This window comes from Pseudomonas petroselini (assembly GCF_045037875.1).
Lineage (GTDB): Bacteria > Pseudomonadota > Gammaproteobacteria > Pseudomonadales > Pseudomonadaceae > Aquipseudomonas > Aquipseudomonas petroselini.
This window is the reverse complement of the sequence record NZ_CP173614.1, coordinates 5,316,085-5,332,850: the sequence shown is the minus strand read 5'-3', so window position 1 is coordinate 5,332,850 and position 16,766 is coordinate 5,316,085. Positions and strand designations below refer to the sequence as shown.

General features: G+C 61.2%; 14 protein-coding genes and 2 pseudogenes. 11 read left to right on the top strand and 5 right to left on the bottom strand.

The window, feature by feature from the left end; genetic code table 11:
- Window positions 1-171 precede the first annotated feature (171 nt).
- Window positions 172-1,098, top strand: coding sequence for an ATP-binding cassette domain-containing protein (locus ACI512_RS24460; RefSeq protein WP_231809121.1), 927 nt, complete (start codon window positions 172-174; stop codon window positions 1,096-1,098).
- On the opposite strand, the gene ACI512_RS24455 is transcribed toward ACI512_RS24460, so the two are convergent.
- The 3 genes from ACI512_RS24455 to ACI512_RS24445 all read right to left on the bottom strand — a co-directional run bounded on the left by ACI512_RS24455 (window position 1,099) and on the right by ACI512_RS24445 (window position 5,123).
- On the bottom strand, window positions 1,099-2,619 hold the full coding sequence (locus tag ACI512_RS24455; protein WP_236380235.1) for a glycosyltransferase family 39 protein: 1,521 nt from the start codon (window positions 2,617-2,619) through the stop codon (window positions 1,099-1,101).
- The gene (gene arnT, locus ACI512_RS24450; RefSeq protein ID WP_405121394.1) at window positions 2,619-4,274 is read right to left on the bottom strand and encodes a lipid IV(A) 4-amino-4-deoxy-L-arabinosyltransferase; all 1,656 of its coding nucleotides are present in this window, start codon (window positions 4,272-4,274) and stop codon (window positions 2,619-2,621) included. The genes ACI512_RS24455 and arnT overlap by 1 nt, the downstream gene beginning before the upstream one ends.
- Before the next feature lie 174 nt (window positions 4,275-4,448).
- Entirely contained in the window at window positions 4,449-5,123 is a 675-nt protein-coding gene (locus ACI512_RS24445; RefSeq protein ID WP_043205588.1) for a histidine phosphatase family protein, read from the bottom strand.
- Window positions 5,124-5,397: 274 nt separating this feature from the next.
- On the opposite strand from ACI512_RS24445, the gene ACI512_RS24440 reads away from it, so the two are divergent.
- The 9 genes and pseudogenes from ACI512_RS24440 (at window position 5,398) to ACI512_RS24400 (ending at window position 13,760) form a co-directional block, all read left to right on the top strand.
- Window positions 5,398-6,066: an ABC transporter ATP-binding protein gene (locus ACI512_RS24440; protein ID WP_046036508.1), complete on the top strand. Its 669-nt coding sequence runs from the start codon at window positions 5,398-5,400 to the stop codon at window positions 6,064-6,066.
- Between the two features lies 1 nt (window position 6,067).
- Entirely contained in the window at window positions 6,068-8,530 is a 2,463-nt protein-coding gene (locus ACI512_RS24435; protein WP_405121911.1) for an FtsX-like permease family protein, read from the top strand.
- Window positions 8,520-9,584, top strand: coding sequence for a lipocalin-like domain-containing protein (locus tag ACI512_RS24430; protein ID WP_236380237.1), 1,065 nt, complete (start codon window positions 8,520-8,522; stop codon window positions 9,582-9,584). The genes ACI512_RS24435 and ACI512_RS24430 overlap by 11 nt, the downstream gene beginning before the upstream one ends.
- A 138-nt stretch (window positions 9,585-9,722) precedes the next feature.
- A complete protein-coding gene (locus ACI512_RS24425) occupies window positions 9,723-10,718 on the top strand; it encodes a hypothetical protein (RefSeq protein WP_405121393.1) in 996 nt (331 codons plus the stop codon).
- Between the two features lie 2 nt (window positions 10,719-10,720).
- The gene (locus tag ACI512_RS24420; protein ID WP_236383926.1) at window positions 10,721-11,101 is read left to right on the top strand and encodes a hypothetical protein; all 381 of its coding nucleotides are present in this window, start codon (window positions 10,721-10,723) and stop codon (window positions 11,099-11,101) included.
- Between the two features lie 190 nt (window positions 11,102-11,291).
- Window positions 11,292-11,389: pseudogene (locus tag ACI512_RS24415) on the top strand (lipocalin family protein); the annotation flags it as partial.
- Between the two features lie 111 nt (window positions 11,390-11,500).
- Window positions 11,501-11,740, top strand: a pseudogene (locus ACI512_RS24410) (hypothetical protein); the annotation flags it as partial.
- A 31-nt stretch (window positions 11,741-11,771) separates the two neighbouring features.
- On the top strand, window positions 11,772-12,125 hold the full coding sequence (locus ACI512_RS24405; protein ID WP_236383927.1) for a hypothetical protein: 354 nt from the start codon (window positions 11,772-11,774) through the stop codon (window positions 12,123-12,125).
- A 123-nt stretch (window positions 12,126-12,248) separates the two neighbouring features.
- Entirely contained in the window at window positions 12,249-13,760 is a 1,512-nt protein-coding gene (locus ACI512_RS24400; protein ID WP_405121392.1) for a hypothetical protein, read from the top strand.
- Between the two features lie 60 nt (window positions 13,761-13,820).
- On the opposite strand, the gene ACI512_RS24395 is transcribed toward ACI512_RS24400, so the two are convergent.
- Window positions 13,821-14,918 (bottom strand): SMP-30/gluconolactonase/LRE family protein, encoded by a 1,098-nt coding sequence (locus ACI512_RS24395; RefSeq protein WP_231809116.1) that lies wholly within the window; start codon window positions 14,916-14,918, stop codon window positions 13,821-13,823.
- A complete protein-coding gene (locus tag ACI512_RS24390; protein WP_236383824.1) occupies window positions 14,915-15,592 on the bottom strand; it encodes a sterol desaturase family protein in 678 nt (225 codons plus the stop codon). Before ACI512_RS24390 ends, ACI512_RS24395 begins: the two co-directional genes overlap by 4 nt.
- A gap of 211 nt (window positions 15,593-15,803) precedes the next feature.
- Here ACI512_RS24390 and ACI512_RS24385 point away from each other — a divergent pair, with 211 nt between their 5' ends.
- Window positions 15,804-16,727 (top strand): substrate-binding domain-containing protein, encoded by a 924-nt coding sequence (locus ACI512_RS24385; RefSeq protein ID WP_015884789.1) that lies wholly within the window; start codon window positions 15,804-15,806, stop codon window positions 16,725-16,727.
- The last annotated feature ends 39 nt before the right edge of the window (window positions 16,728-16,766 follow it).

Sequence of the window (16,766 nt, the reverse complement as noted above, 5' to 3'; positions counted from 1 at the left end):
ACACACTGCGGGCAATGGCCTTATAACTCGAATGTTTTCAGCTATGCGATTCAGCTATTGGATTGTTCATGAGGTAATGCCTTTAATCCGGGACCTAACTCATTGTTGTTCGGAATAAATCAGCGCTGTCTGGCGTTGTAATGAGTCATCGTTGCGCCTTAGAGATTAGCCATGAGCAACCCCGTTGCCCCCGAGCCTTTGATCCGCCTGGTTGGCCTGTGCAAGACGTATGGTGCCCAGCAGGCGCTGGATCAAGTCACCCTTGATATTTACCCGGGCGAGGGGGTGGCCTTGCTCGGTGCCACGGGAGCGGGCAAATCGACCTTGGCCAAGGTCCTCAGCGGCAGCCTGGCGCCGGATAACGGCGAACTGTGGGTCGAGGGGCAGCGCCAACGCTTTACCTCGCCGTTGTCGGCACGCCGGCTCGGCATCGTCGCCGTGCATCAACGGCCCGACGATGCCATCGCCCCCGGCCTGAGCGTGGCCGAGAACCTGTTGCTCGATGAGCTGGGGCAGCCCGACGCGGATTTTTTGCTCAACCGCAAAAGCCTCCTGCAACGTGCCGAAGCCATCGCCGCCGGGCTGGGCCTGGACCTGCCGCTGCAACACCCGGTCGAACGCCTCGGCCAGGCGGACCGTCAACTGCTGGTACTGGCGCGTGCCTTTGCCCAACAACCCAAACTGCTGATCCTCGACGAACCGACGGCGGCCTTGTCGGAAACCGACGCCGAACGCCTGCTCGGCCTAATCGACAGCCAGCGCGCACGCGGTGTGGCCATCCTCTACATCTCCCAGCGCTTGTCCGATCTGCAACGCGTCACCAACCGCGCGCTCGTGTTGCAAGCCGGACGCCTGACCGGCGACCTCAATACCCGGCACTTGCCGAGCGCGGCGTACACCCTGTTCGGTGAGGTGGCCGAGCATCCTGCGGTGCCCCCTGACAAGGCCTTGCCGGTGCCGTTTCTGGAGCGGTTTACCCGCGCCGGGTTTATCCGCAACCGGGCGGAGGGGCGGGCGGTACAGGAGCACGTGGCCGGGTTGGGGGGTAGCCTGGGGCCTATCGGCACCGTGGACCCCGGCAAGGCTCGCAAGACCTGATCAGCGCGGCGATGGGATAAACGCCACGCTGCCTCCCTCACGCTTCGCAAACCACCGCTCGCCGTTGTCCGGCTGTGTGGTGATCACGTGATGATCCGCGCCCAGGTAGGCCAGTGGCGTTGGGTCGTCCTTGGAGAATTGCGCAACGATAATCGTGTGTTGCGGGTCGAAATCCTGGCCGCTGGTGTTGGCCAGCCAGGCCATGAACGCGGCGCTGTCGCCCTGGCGCGGGAAGTCCTGGGTTTCGGCTACGTAGTAGAAGGGTTTGCCATGGTTCTGCAGGTACAGAGGGAGTTTGTTGTCGACTTCCACCAGCACCATCTGCCATTGGTTCCATGGTGCTGTTTGGGTCGCCTGGGTTTCCACGTCCTCGGCGAAACGCGTCACGCCGCCATTGCCGTTGGTCCAGGGATACAGCACCCCGAGCACCAGTAGCATCAGCACGGCGGCGCTTGCGAAACCTTTTTGCCAGCGCGGCCAACTCGCCGGTTTTTTCGCCAGCCGTTCACTCACCCACCAGGCCCCCAGCAACTGCGCGAACGGCACCAACGGCAGCACGTAGTAACTGCGTCGGCTGCCACTGGCGGTGAAGAACACGAACAGCAACCCCAGGCCCCACACCAGCCAACGTACGTTGGGCGGGGTCTGGCGCCAATGCCGCAGCGCCAGCCACAGGCCAAGCAGCCAGCACGGCACCCATGGCAGGGTGTAGGCGGGCAGGTAGATCAGGTACGTGTAGATCGGGCCCATGTGGTCGAACGGGTCGAAAAAGCGCACCACGTTTTCGCGGAACACCAGCGCCAGGCCACTTTCGCCGTAGCTGGGTGCGCCGTAGACATGGGACAGCACGAACGGCACGGCATACACCGCGCCCGCCATCAGCAGGGCGAGTGGCAGGCGCAGGTTGAGATGGCGTTTGTAGCGATGCTCACTGAGCAGGTGCGGCAGCAGCACCAGGCCGGGCAGCACAAAGCCGATCAAGCCCTTGAACAGGGAGGTCACCGCCAACAACAGAAAGAACACGGTGTAGCGCCCAAGCCGTGTGTCCTGCGGCCCGCGCCAATACCACCACACGGCCGCCAGTACGCCGCACACCGTGAGCACGTCCGCCGTGGCGACGCGCGCCCAGAACAGAAAGTAGAAGGTGGTGGCGAGCATCCAGCCGGCAATCAGCCCGGTGCCCTTGCGCAACAGTTGTTCGCCGATCAGGTAGATCAGCCACACGCTCAGCCAGGCGCCGATCACGGACGGCAAACGTAACGACCACGGGCCGAGGCCGCCCATCGCGTGGGCGGTCGCGGTGATCAGCCAGTAGGAAGGCAGGGGCTTGTCGTAATAGGGCACGCCTTTGAGATACGGGTCGAAGTAGTCGCCGCTTTGCAGCATCTGCAAGGCAATGTTGGCCCAGCGGGTTTCGGGGCCCCACAGGTCGCGTGCGCCGAGGCCGGCGAGCAGCAGCACGGCCGTGACACCCAGCAATACCACCAGGGCGCCGCGTTCGGTTTTCCAGAAGGCCGCCATCAGGGCGATTTCGCGTAGATGATCAGTTCGAGGGCGCCCTTGTAGTAGCGTTTGCCCCCCGGCGGCAGTTGCCCTGCCTCACGCATCTCGCTGGTGCTTCTGACCCGCATCAGCACGCCCACCGAGCCGTGCTGGCGCGCGTCCTTGAGCCACGTCTGCACCTGTTCCAGTGCGACTTTGCGCTGCACCGAACCTGCGTACTGCAAGCCGTAGCGCAACTCGCCCTCGGTGTCATACAGCGCCACCGCCGGGCGTTGCAGGCGCCAGGCCAGGGCGCTGGCACTCTCCAGTTCGTTGCTCAGCAGTGCCTGGGTCTGTTGCAGCTCTTCCAGGTGCTCGAGCACAAATTGGTCGGGCATTTCGTTGTCGGCGATCCACGCCGGCATGCTCGCCGGCAACAGGATCACCAGCAGGCCGATGCCCAGCGTCGGCGTGGCCCATAGCGTCAACGGGCGGAACGCTTGCAGCAGGTTAGTGAGGATCCAAGCCAGCAGCACGATAAAGGCCAGCGACAGGCTGAACATTTCGGCGTGGCTGTTGCTGTACAGCGGCCGGGCGATCTGCAGGTAGATCAGGCCGACCATGGCGACCATGCCGATCACGAAGTTGAGCAGGCCGTTGAGGCAGAGGGTGCGGGCACGGCCGGTGCTGATCAGGTCGACCAGGGTATGCCCCATCAACAACGCCAGGGGCAGCAGGCACGGCATGATGTAGGTCGGCAGCTTGCCGTTGCTCAGGCTGAAAAAACCCAGCGGCAGTAGCAGCCACAGGGCCAGGAAGGTGATTGCCGGCTGGCGTTTGTGCTGCCAGGTGGTGCGCAGGGTGGCGGGCAACAGACCGGCCCAGGGCAGGCAAGACACTGCGATGATCGGTAGGAAGAACCACCACGGCCGCACGTGTTGCGCGTTGTCGGCGCTGAAGCGGCGAATGTGTTCATTCCAGAAAAAGAAGCGCCAGAAGTCAGGTTCCTGATGATGGATCGCCAGCACCCACGGCAGGCAGACCACGGCGGCGACGGCGACTGCCAGCGGGCCGTAGCGCAGCAATTCTCCCAGGCGCCGTTGCCAGAGCATGTAGGGCACGGCAATCAGCACCGGCAGCACCCAGGCCAGGAAGCCTTTGGTCAGGAAACCCAGGGCGCAGGCCAGGCCCACCACGGCCCACGCCCCTAGACGGCGCCGCAGTGTGGTGCTGTCTAGGGCAAACCACAGGGCCACCAGGCTCAGGTTGACCCACAGGGTGAATTGCGGATCGAGGTTGGAATAACCCGCTTGCCCAGCCACCAGGCCGAAGCTCAGGTAAAGCAGGGCGCAGGCGAAGCTTTTGCGTGGGTCATTCCACAGGCGACGGGCGATCAGGTAGGCCAGCAGCACGCTTAAGCCGGTGGTCAAGGCCGAGGCGATGCGCACACCGAACAGGTTCTGGCCAAACACGGCCTGGCCGAGGGCGATCAACCAGTAGCCGCCGGCGGGCTTTTCGAAGTAGCGGATACCCATGAAGTGTGGCGTGACCCAATTGCCGCTCAGGAGCATTTCCTGGCTGATCTGGGCGTAGCGGGTCTCGTCAGGGATCCACAAACCGTGCAGGCCCAGCGGCAATAGGTAAAACGCGACAAAGGCCAGCAACAATATCGGCAGTGGTTTTAATCGGGTCATGAAAACGTCGCTCCCTGACGTTTAGTGATGGATGTTTGAAGTAATGAAGTAGCGGAGACAGTCACGACGTTCACTGAATTACACAAAATATTCATGAGGTCCTTAATTAAAAGGCGCAACTAAACATGCCAGAAACGGGCTGTCTTTTTGCTGAACAGGCAGGAGGGGGAGTTATTAAAGTTGCTTCAGCGCGGCGGGCCAATCGGGGTTATTGACGATACCCAATGCCTTGAACTTGCCGTTGGGCAATACCTGCACGAACAGGGCGCTGCCGTACTGGGGGAATGTGGCGTGGGGGAAACCCAGGGTGCTTTCGAAGTCGGCAATGCAGCCGCTGTGGGTGACGAAGACCAGGTTGCGTCCCGGGGTTTTGTGGCTGAGCAGTTCTTCGCCCATGGCCGCGCCGCAGACGGCTTGCTGGCCGGAGGTCAACTCGTTTTTACCGAACATAAAGCGCAAGGTCTGGGCGGTGCGGATGGTCGGGCTGGCAAGCACGTCACTGCCCTCCATGCCCAACGTTTTAAAGGCTTTGCCCAGGTTTTCAGCGTGCTGGCTGCCACTGATCGTCAGGCCTTCGACAGGCCCCAGGCAGGGGTTGGTGGAGCGGTCGCAGCGTTCTTCGTGACGCACCAGCACGATCAGGTCGCCATCACGCCAAAGGGGCAGCACATGGGAGTTCAACAGGCGGTTGCCGACGCCCAGGTCGCGTGGCGAGGCGTGCCAGAACAGGCTGCCGGCGAGCAGCAGGCCGACCACGAAAAGCCCCAGCCACAGCGGTTGCAAGCGCTTGAAAAAGGCTCGCCGCGAGCGTGGTTTGGTCAGGGTAAGGTCAACCACTTCATTCACCATGGGCACTGTTGGCAGCGTTGTAATTAGTTAGGCGCAACGTGTGGGCGAATGCCTCAGTGACGCAGGAGGCTGTCACAGGGCGGCTGTCTTTTCGCTGAACATGTTGCGGTTAAAAGTTGTCAGGCAGGGCAACTAACAAGTTGCCGACGAATGACCGATGGCCGGTAATCTAAACAGCCATGGGTGGGCAGTCGGTGAAATCCATGTGAAAAATTTGCATGGCCTTGGGCGGCAGCCGTTATTCTCGATGGCCACCCATCAAACGAGAGTTGTCATGTTGCAGGTGCACGCCGTGTTTAAAAGCTATGTCACTCCGCAAGGGCCGCTGGCGGTGTTGGCCGGTGTGGACCTGCACTTGGCCGAGCGCAGCAGCCTGGCGTTGATGGGCGAGTCGGGCAGCGGCAAGAGCACCCTGTTGCACCTGGTGGCCGGGCTCGACCGGCTGGACGGCGGTAGCATCCAAGTGGGCGAGCAACGCCTCGACCAGCTCAGCGAAGCGCAATTGGCCCATTGGCGGCGCACCGAAATCGGCCTGGTGTTCCAGCAGTTCAACCTGATCGGCAGTTTGCGGGTCGAGGACAACCTGGCGTTCCAGGCGCGGTTGGCGGGGCGGTTTGACCCGCAGTGGCAAGCGCAATTGGTTGAACGCCTGGGCCTGGGCGATTTGCTCAAGCGTTACCCGGAACAACTCTCCGGGGGCCAGCAGCAACGGGTCGCGGTCGGGCGCGCATTAGCGTCAAAACCGGGCCTGTTGTTGGCCGACGAACCCACCGGCAACCTTGACGAAGCCACCAGTGACGAAGTCTTGCAACTGCTGCTGGACCTGCTGCGCGACAGCCCCACCAGCCTGTTGATGGTCACTCACAGCCCACGCATCGCCGCACGGCTGGACCGGCAGGTGGTGCTGCAGCGTGGGCGTGTCGTCCCTGCAGGCGCCGCTTGAGATGGCGGTGTTTTACTGGACATTACGCGCGCTGCTCAGCCACTGGCGACGGCATCCCGTGCAATTTTTCAGCGTGCTCACCGGCCTGTGGCTGGCCACGGCGCTGCTGATTGGCGTGCAGGCCCTCAACGGCCAGGCGCGCGACAGCTATGCTCGCGCCAGCCAGTTGATCGGCGGTGAACCCCAGGCCAGTCTCAATGCGCCGGACGACGCGAGTTTCCCCCAAGCCGTGTTTGCCCAATTGCGCCGCGCCGGCTGGCCGGTGTCGCCGGTGGTGCAGGGGCGGGTGCAGCTCCAGGGGCATGAGGCAGTACGCCTGCAATTGATGGGCATCGACCCGGTGTCGTTGCCCGGCAGTGGCGCGGTGGCGGGGCAGCGCTTGAGCCAGGCCCAGATGCTGGCGTTCTTTGCGCCGCCGGGGCGCACCTGGATCGCGCCGCAGACCTTGCAGGCCTTGGGGCTGCACGCAGGGCAGCGGCCGACCACGCTGAATGGGCACACCTTGCCGCCGCTGCAAGCCCAGGCGGATATGGCGCCCGGCCTGTTGCTCACCGATATCGGGTTTGCCCAAGCCGTGCTGGAGATGCCCGAGCGCCTGTCGCGCCTGTTGGTGGACAAAGCCTTCGCCGCCGGCCATCCCACGCCGCCCGCCGGGTTGCAGCTTAAGCAGGGCGAGGACAATAACCTCGCGCGCCTCACCGAGAGCTTTCACCTGAACCTCGACGCGCTGGGCTTTCTGTCCTTTGTGGTGGGGCTGTTTATCGTGCACGCGGCCATCGGCCTGGCCCTGGAGCAACGGCGCGGGTTGCTGCGTACGTTGCGGGCCTGCGGGATCAGCGTGCGCATGTTGATTGTCAGCCTGAGTGTGGAACTGGGCGTGCTCTCGGTGTTGGGGGGCGTGCTCGGTGTCGCCAGCGGTTACCTGTTGGCCAGCCTGTTGCTGCCGGATGTGGCCGCCAGCCTGCGCGGGTTGTATGGCGCCGAGGTGCCGGGGCAGTTGAGCCTGAGCCCGTGGTGGTGGGTGGCGGGGCTGGGCTTGAGCTTGCTCGGTGCCTTGCTCGCCGGTGCCGGCAGCCTGTGGCGGGCGGCGCGCCTGCCACTGCTGGCGCTGGCCAATGCCCAGGCCTGGCATGAGGCTCATGGGCGCTGGTTGCGCCGTCAAGGTTGGGTGGCCGGTGCCGCGTTGCTGGTTGCGGTGCTGGCGCTGTGGTTGGGCAACAGCCTGGCCGCCGGTTTTGTGCTGATGGCCACGCTGTTGCTCGGTGCCGCGCTCGGTTTACCCGTGGTGCTCAATGGCCTGCTCAAGGCCGTGCTGGGGCGCAGCCGTTCGGTGCTCGGCCAATGGTTTCTCGCGGACTGCCGCCAGCAATTGCCGGCCTTGAGCCTGGCGCTGATGGCGCTGCTATTGGCCTTGGCCGCAAATATCGGCGCGGGCTCCATGACTTCCGGCTTTCGGCACACCTTCAATAACTGGCTGGAACAACGCCTCACGGCCGAGCTGTACCTCAACCCGCAAAACCCGGCCCAGGCGCAGCAACTCAGCACTTGGCTGGCCCGGCAACCGTTGGTGCAAACCGTGCTGCCCACCTGGCAGGTCGCCGTGCAATTGCAGGGCTGGCCGGCGGACCTGTTTGGCGTGATCGACGACCCGACCTATCGTCAGCACTGGCCGCTGCTGGACGCAGTGAGCGAACCGTGGGACCAGTTGCAGCAAGGCGACACCTTGATGCTCAGCGAGCAACTGGCGCGCCGGCTCGACGTGAGGCTGGGCGATAGCGTGAGCATTCCCACGCCACACGGTGCGTGGGCGCCGACAGTGGTCGGGATCTACGCCGACTACGGCAACCCCAAGGGCCATGTGCTGGTCAATGCCCAGCACCTGCTGGCCCACTGGCCGACGCTGTCACCGGCCCGTTTCAACCTGCGAGTAGCGCCGGCGGATGTGGCGCCGTTGGTGCGCGAGGTGCAACGCGCCTTTGCCCTGGAAGACAGCCGTATCGTCGATCAACAACAACTCAAGGGCTGGTCGAGCCAGGTGTTCGAACGCACCTTCGCCGCCACGGCCGCGCTGAATAGCCTGACGCTGGGCGTGGCCGGTGTCGCGCTGTTTATCAGCCTGTTGACCCAAAGCCAGAGCCGCCTTGGGCAACTCGCGCCGCTGTGGGCACTGGGCGTCACGCGTCGGCAATTGATGCTGCTCAACCTGGGCCAGACCTGGCTGCTGGCGGTGCTTACACTGGTGCTGGCGTTGCCGCTTGGGCTGCTGCTGGCCTGGTGCCTGGATGCGGTGATCCATGTGCAGGCGTTTGGTTGGCGCCTGCCGTTGCAGGTGTTCCCGTGGCAGCTCGCGCAATTGCTCGGGTTGGCGATGCTGGCGACCTTGCTGGCTTCGGCTTGGCCCCTGTGGCAGTTGTATCGCAGCCGTCCTGCGGACTTGTTGAGGACGTTTGCCCATGAAGATTAACGGCCTGCTGCTGTGTGTGTGCTTGTTACTCGCCGCTTGCGACAAAGTCCCCGCGCCGCAGGAGAGCTTCGCCGGTCTGGGCAGTGACGCGGCGGACTTTGCCCAAGTGCTGCCTGGCAAGGTGTTCAGTTTCCCTGAGGATCATGGACCCCATGAGGGTTTTCGTATCGAGTGGTGGTACGTCACCGCCAACCTCAAGGACGCGCAGGGCAATGTATTCGGCGTGCAATGGACGCTGTTCCGCAACGCCCTCAAGGCGGGGCCGACGCAAACGGGTTGGCACGACTCGACCCTTTGGCTTGGCCATGCGGCCGTCACTTCCGCCACCCACCACTACGCCGCCGAACGTTTCGCGCGCGGTGGCGTCGGCCAGGCCGGGGCCGAGGCGGTGCCGTTCAACGCCTGGATCGACGACTGGAATTTCGCCACCCGCGCCGGTGCCACCAGCCCCTTGGCGGACATGCAACTCAAGGCCAGCGGCGCGCAGTTCGCCTACGACTTGCACCTGACGTCCAGCCGCCCAGTGGTGCTGCAGGGCGACAACGGCTACAGCCGCAAATCCGACCAGGGCCAGGCGTCCTATTACTACAGCCAGCCCTTTTTCAACGCCAGCGGCAGCGTCAGCATCGACGGCAAGGTGTATCAAGTCACCGGCCCGGCCTGGCTCGACCGCGAGTGGAGCAGCCAACCCCTGACCGCCAGCCAGACCGGTTGGGACTGGTTCTCCCTGCACCTGGACCGTGGCGAGCAGTTGATGCTGTTCCGAGTGCGGCAAACCGACGGCGCGTCTTACCTGACCGGCACCTGGATTGATCGCGAGGGCCAGACACAAACGTTGCACAACGCGGATATCCAGCTGACACCCCTGGAAACCACCACCATTGACGGGCGCAAAATGCCTACACGCTGGTCGCTGAAAATTCCCAGCAAACAGCTGGACATCACCCCCCAGGCGGTCAACCCGAACGCCTGGATGAACCTGAGTATTCCGTACTGGGAAGGGCCGGTGCGGTTTGAGGCTGGGGTGGGTTACCTGGAAATGACCGGGTATTAGCGCGGTTTTTGTAGGCCCTATTTCTTCGCTGCGTAGGCAGCTTCCCAAATGTAAATCTGCCCCCCCTGGACGTGTGTCCGGGGCGTAGGTGCTTGCTTATATTTCGACGCCATCTTCATTGCATCCTGGATGTGAGGCATGGCGCAGAGCTTTATCAACGACCGCATGACGGACTACCAGAGCCTGAAATCCCGATTGATGGGCGGTGCCCTGAGTCGACCGCGCTCCGCTCATTTTGATGTGTTGAACCGGCACCTGCGGCCCGGCTTGGTGGCGCCGGGGCAACTGGTGATTATTCCCGACGGTCACAGCGTGAGTTGTTCGGTCGAGGAAGCGTGGTTGATGCGCCATGCCGAAGAAGTCCGTCGTCACCTGGAGATGAATGCAGCGGCTGGCACGGCGGTGATCGACAACTATGACTTGCTGCAGAGTTTCATGGCGAATGGCTCGATTGGCATCGGCAGTGCGACGTCGGCGTGGGCGCGGCATCTGGATGAAGTGGCGCAAACACTGGAGGACATCGAGCGGTTGCATCAGCGGTTGAAAGAAGGCGGTTTGGACCGGGCTGCGTTTGTCCAGCAGCGCCAGGCCTTGTTCCGGAATTTGGACGTGCAGCTGCAAGGCGCGGCACGGTTGGGTACGGGGTTGCAGGGTAATGAGTCGTTGAAAAAGGTGCTGGGGATATCGACCAAGAGCTATCTGCATAAAGGTGAGATCGCGGGGTATGCGAAGCGGATGCGGGAGATGGCGCAGATGTCGAAGTGGTTGGGTAAAGGGACGTATGTGGGGTTGGCGTTGGATGTGGGTGTGGCGGGGTTGGAGATCAAGAAGGCGTGTGTGGAGGGGAGGGAGGCGCAGTGTCGAAGGGCGAAGTATGTGGAGACGGGGAGGTTGGTTGGGTCGGTGTCGGGGGCTGCTGCTGTGGGAGCTTTGGGTGCAAAAGCCGCTGGTCAGGCCTGCAAAATTTTTTTAGGCGTTCGCCTGAAAGGGAACGGTGCACTCGCTTGTGAAGTTATTGGAGGTGTAGTGGGAGGAACTACGGGAGGCGATGTCGCTGGCGAGCGCGGTGCGTTTCTAGGGGGAATGATCCTAGAAATGAATGGTGATTTGATATTCCAGCCAGATGGAGCTTGATTGTGGATTTTTTCCTTGTTTACACCATTGTGTGGTTTGTTGGGATGTTCGTTTTCTTGGGGCTGCTGATCATTGCCAAATATACAAAACTTGACGAGGTGGAACGCTACTTCAGTCAAAACGAAAGGGTCCAAGACAATAAGCGATTTTGGAAACGAAACCAGTGGATCGACAGGCAATATCGCATGATGCTGATTTCTGATTTTTTTTCAGACTCAAAGCGCTATCTGGAAGCCGGTATTGTAACGGAGGCCGAACTGGCGTCTGTTCCTTTAGCACTCAAGCGTTGGATGGTGTGGCCTTATTACGTTGGGTACATCTGGGCCTTCGGGACGGCTGTCTGGACCTTTTGGCGCTGGTGGTGCGACATCCCCATTCCATAGGGATTGATCTTTTATTAAGTATTACTGTGCATAAATACAGTTTTGTCCTGGATTCCATCCCTGGTGATCAGACGTCACCTAGGCTTCACTTTTTAACTATGGATGGATAAAAAATGAAATCGAAAAAAGCCTTTGTGCTGAGCGCGGCCATGGCCGTTTCTTGCTTCGTTTCGGGCTTTGCCCTGGCCGAGTAATCCCGAACGCCTGGATGAACCTGAGTATTTCGTACTGGGAAGGGCCGGTGAGTTCGAAGGTGGGGTGGGCTACCTGGAAATTGCTGGGTATTAGCGCGGTTTCCGTAGGCCCTATTTCTTCGCTGCGTAGGCAGCTTCCCAAACGTAAATCAGCCCCCTGGGCTTGTGTCTGGGGCGTAGGCACTTGCTTATATTTCGATGCCATCTTCATCAGCGGTTGAAAGACGGTGCTCTGGACCGGGCGGCGTTTGTCCAGCAGCGCCAGGCCTTGTTCCGGAATTTGGACGTGCAGCCGCAAGGCGCGGCACGGTTGGGTAAGGGGTTGCAGGGTAATGAGTCGTTGAAGAAGGTGCTGGGGATATCGACCAAGAGCTATCTGCATAACGGTGAGATCGCGGGGTATGCGAAGCGGATGCGGGAGAGGGCGCAGATGTCGAAGTGGTTGACTTGATCTTTCAACCAGAGGGGGCTTAACGATGTCGTGGTTTTTTGCCTACACCATCGTGATGGTGATTGGGACGTTCTTTTTCGTGGGACTGATGCGTTATGCCACACGCACAAAACTCGAAGAGCTGGAAGGTTACTTTGGTGGAAATGCAGAGGTACACAAACTTCAGCAACGCTGGGAAAACCATCGGTTCGCTAGATTTAATCGCCTGTGTCTCATGATCAGTATCCTCACAACGCCAAAACGCCATGTGAAAGACAGGTTCGTGACTGAGGCAGAGTTGGCCTCCATACCATTAGCACTCAAACGTTGGGCTGTATGGCTGTATCGTCTTGCAATATTTTTGGCTGCCTATTGGGGGCTTTGGTTGACTTGGCTGTAGTGTGATTTCGGCTACACATTCATTTGAAAAAATACTGGACATACATACAGTGATTGGCTAGATTCCATCCCAGGTGACCGGATGTCACCTGAGCTTCACTTTTTAACTATGGATGGATAAAAAATGAAATCGAAAAAAGCCTTTATGCTGGGCGCGGCCATGGCGGCCTCCTGCTTCGTTTCGGCCTTTGCCCTGGCCGAGCAATACCCTCACCTGGCTGCGCAAGCCGTTAAACCTGACATCAAGCAAAGCCTGAAAGCTGCGGGTAAAGTCCCGGCCACCAAGGTGTCGGCGGCGCTGAAAAAGCAACTGAGCGCAGGCGCCCAACTGAAAAAGCCAGTGTTCGCCGCGAAGGCCAAGGCCGACTCGGTGGTGGAAGACCACAACGCACCTGCGCCGGTCACCCAGGTCAAGAAAGCTGGCGCTCAGCCAGCCACCGCCGTGCAAGCGGCGCTGGTCCAAGGCTGTGAAACCACGCTGGACGTGAATGAGCTGTACACGGTCAATGGTGTGCAAACCGGTGACCTGCTGTGCTACCACTTCAACCTGCCGCAGACGGCCCGTATCAATGCGCTGCTGGTCGGCCAGACGGCCGGTACCGACATGTCCTTGACCCTGTTCCAGGACGATGGCCAAGGCAATCCGATTCCGCTGGGCACTTCCAATAACCCCAGTACCGGTGACGAAAGCCTCAGCGGCGTATTGCCGGCGGGTGACTACTACTGGTTCATGGAAGCCAATGCGGCGGTCTCGGGTTCGAGCTTCCAGTTCGGTGTGGCGGTCAATGCCAATATCGATGCCTTCGAACCGAATGACACGCCGGACACGGCCTTCCAACTACCGGACACCCTGAACTACATCAGCGGCAACGCCGACAGCCTCGATGATGTCGATTACTTCGACTTCACCGCCGTGCGTGGCCAGAGCGTGGGCATTGCTCTGTCGGCCGATGCCGCCAGCGGCAGCACCCGTGGCAAATGGATCCTTGAGCGCTTCGATGGCAGCCAGTGGGTCACCGTAGGTGCCAATATCGTCTCGACGTCGATCCCGAGTCCGGGTGTGGGCGGTGTGGTCAAGGTGCGGGTGCGTCCGAACCAGCACCCGAACGAGCCGTGGAGCGCGACGGGTAAATACACCCTGTCCTTTGGTTCCAACCCACGTGTCGACAACCCGGATATGAAAGGCGAGGCCAACGTGTTGCGCATCCCGTATTCCGCGTCTGATGTGGGCTACGGCTACATGACCACCCAGGCTTATCGAAACCTGACCTGGAAAATGAACCTGTCCGACAGCACCGGCGCGCCACTGGTGGGGCTGCACCCGATTGTTTATTTCGACCAGCACATCAACCCGGACACCGGCAATATCGTCTACAAGGCGTATTCGGCGGCGACCGACAGCTCTGGCCAAGCCGGTGGCACGATCAACGTGGGCACGTGCTCCGGTGACTTCCAGACCACCTTTGTCGATTACTCCCAGGGCTACAACAACACCTGGCGTACCGACTTCAACTACGGCGTGTGGCGCATGGAGGTGCTGGAATACCCAGGCATTGGCGTCGGCGGTGAAAACACCGAGTTCGTCAGCTTTGGTCACCTGTGCAACCAAACCCTGCTCAGCAGCACCAAGAGCTAAACGGGTGTAACCGCAAGCAATGAGGGCATACAGGCCGAGCGCCTGTGTGCCCTTTTTGCGTCAGGGCGCCAACGCCAGCGCCAACGGCACGCGCGCCATGCTCGTGCTTTTCAACGAACCCAGGTACAACCAGTTGCCATACTCCCGGGCCGTGGTGATGGGCGAGTAATTCCCCGCGCTGCCGTCCTGCAAATTGGCGATGACCTTGCCCTCGGTATCCAGCCCGAGCACAAAGGCTTTGCGCTCGATCGGCTTGGGCACCACCATCAGCGCGCGCACCATCACCTTGCGCAGCAGCGGGTAGCCGGCAAAGCTGTCCAGCAGTGGATTGCGCGGTGAGTAAAGCGCCACCCAGAAGCGGTCCTGGCCGTTGAAGCTGAGGTTGTCCGGCAGGCCGGGCAGGTTGTCGATGAACAAGTCATGAGTGCCCGCGCGCTCACCTTTGAGCCAATAACGGCTGATGCGATAGGCGCCGGTTTCATTCACCAGCACGTAGTTTTCATCCGGGCCCAGGGCTACGCCGTTGGCGAATTGCAGCTGGTCCAGCAGTACCTCGGTGGTGCCGTTGCTGAAGTCATAGCGCAGCAGCCGACCATCACCGCCATGCTCGATCACCGCTTCACCGTCTTGCCCATAACCCCAGCGGCTCGACGCATCGCTGAAGTAGGCATAACGCCCGCTGGCGTCCACGGTAACGTCATTGGCGAACCCCAAGGGGAGGCCATGGGCGCCGGTGCTCAGGGTGGTCAGTTGGCGATTCGTAGCCAGTGCGAGCAGGCCCTTGATCCCATCGGCAATGATCAAGCGCCCGTCCGGGTGCAGCGCCATGCCCAGGGGGCGTCCGCCGGTGTTGGCCAGCACTTCCAGGCTACGGCTGTCGGGCGAGGTGCGGATGATGCGACCGTCATGCAAGCCGCTGATCAGATAGCCCTGGGCGTCCAACAGCAAGGCCTCTGGCCCGGCGATGTCTTGGGCGCCGATTTTCTGCACGCCCTTGAGGCGCTGGTTTTCGGCGTAAGGGCCGTCTTTCATCGACGGCGCTTTTGGCGGTACCCAATTCACCGGTTGTACTTTGGTCGGCATCAGCAGCAAAAAGGCGATCACCACCAGAAACAACACAAACAGCCAATGACGCAGTTTTTTTGCACGGGTACTCATGACGGTTCCTGCTTGTCGTGGGCGCTCGGCTCCCAGTGCAGGGTGCCGAACAGGTAATCCATCAGGGGGAGGACGATATTGAAGTTACGCCCCTGCATCAGCTCACGACGGTGATGCAGGGCGTGCAAGCGGTGCATCTGGCGCAGCCACGGCAGGCGCGCCACCGGGTGGCCGACAGGCAGGTGCTCGCAGGCGTGAAACACTTCGTAAAGCAAATACCCGAGGATCATGCACCCGGCGAACAGCCCGGCGACGTTGGGGTTCCATTGCTTGAGCAACCACCAGGCGGGCAGGGTGATAGCCAGGCTGTGCAGCACGATCAGCCAGGCTGGAAACAGGATCACCCGCCAATCCCGAGGGCTGTCATAGGTCATATGGCCGGGGGTGAAGAAGCTGTGATGGTCGCCGGTGTGGCGCGCATAAAACAGCCGGGCCAACCCATGTTTATGGTGGCCGAGGTGGCGGTGGACGAGGTAGATGCAGAGGTTGAAGAACACCAGGGTCGCGGGCACGCTCAGCCATTGCAGTGCGGTGATTTGATGCGTCGATGACCAGGCCAGAGTGATGCAGACGATGCCGTAGCCGAACACAAAACTGGCGTGAAGCCAGGGGTTGTAGTGTGGCGCGACGGCGGCGCGGTAGCGGGCGCGAAAGGTCTCGGTGGGGTGGGACATGGCGGGCAGCTCGGATTTTTTTGTTGGAGGCTGAGCTTAGTTGGTGGTGGGGAATGTGCGAGTTTTAACGCGCCACAGCAAGCCCCCTCCCACATTTCGACCGCAGTCGACCAGCGGCCCCTTGCGCCTGCCGAATTTCCTTGCTAGCTTCTCGCAAAATGTTAACGATAACATTTGCTCTAAAAATAAAAACAAAACAGAGAACCACGCCATGAAAATGCTCCCGAAAACCCTGTGTTTATTGGCTGTAAGCATCACCCTCGGCACCGCTGCCCCTGTTTTTGCCGACGCGGCAAAACCCATCCGCATCGGCGCGTCCTTCCAGGAAATCAACAACCCTTATTTCGTCACCATGAAAAACGCCCTGGAGGAAGCCGGGGCGACCATCGGCGCGAAATTGATCATCACCGACGCCCGTCACGACGTGTCCAAGCAGGTCAGTGACGTCGAAGACATGCTGCAAAAGGGAATCGACATCCTGCTGATCAACCCCACCGACTCGGTGGGCGTGCAATCGGCGGTCAAATCCGCCCACGCCGCCGGTGTCGTGGTCGTCGCGGTGGACGCCCAGGCGGACGGCCCGCTGGATTCCTTCGTCGGCTCGAAGAACTTCGACGCCGGTTTCCAGGCCTGCGAGTACCTGGCCAAGCACATCGGCGACAAAGGCAATATCGCCATCCTCGACGGCATTGCGGTGGTGCCGATCCTGGAACGCGTACGCGGTTGCAAAGAGGCCGTGGCGAAGCACCCGGACATCAAGATTGTCAGCATCCAGAATGGCAAGCAGGAACGTGACCAGGCGCTGACCGTCACCGAGAACATGTTGCAGGCCCAGCCCACCCTCAAGGGCATTTTCAGCGTGAATGACAACGGCTCGCTCGGTGCGCTCTCGGCCATCGAAGCCAGCGGCCTGGACGTGAAGCTGGTCAGCGTCGATGGCGCGCCGGAAGCGATCAAGGCGATCCAGAAGCCCGGCAGCAAATTCATCGCCACCTCGGCCCAATACCCACGTGACCAGATCCGCCTTGCGCTGGGTATCGCCCTGGCCAAGAAGTGGGGCTCGCAAGTGCCCGCCACGATCCCGGTGGACATCACCCTCATCGACCAGGCCAAGGCCAAGGATTTCAGCTGGTAAATCACCCAGGCCCCACGTAACCCGTGGGGCTTGAGGTCT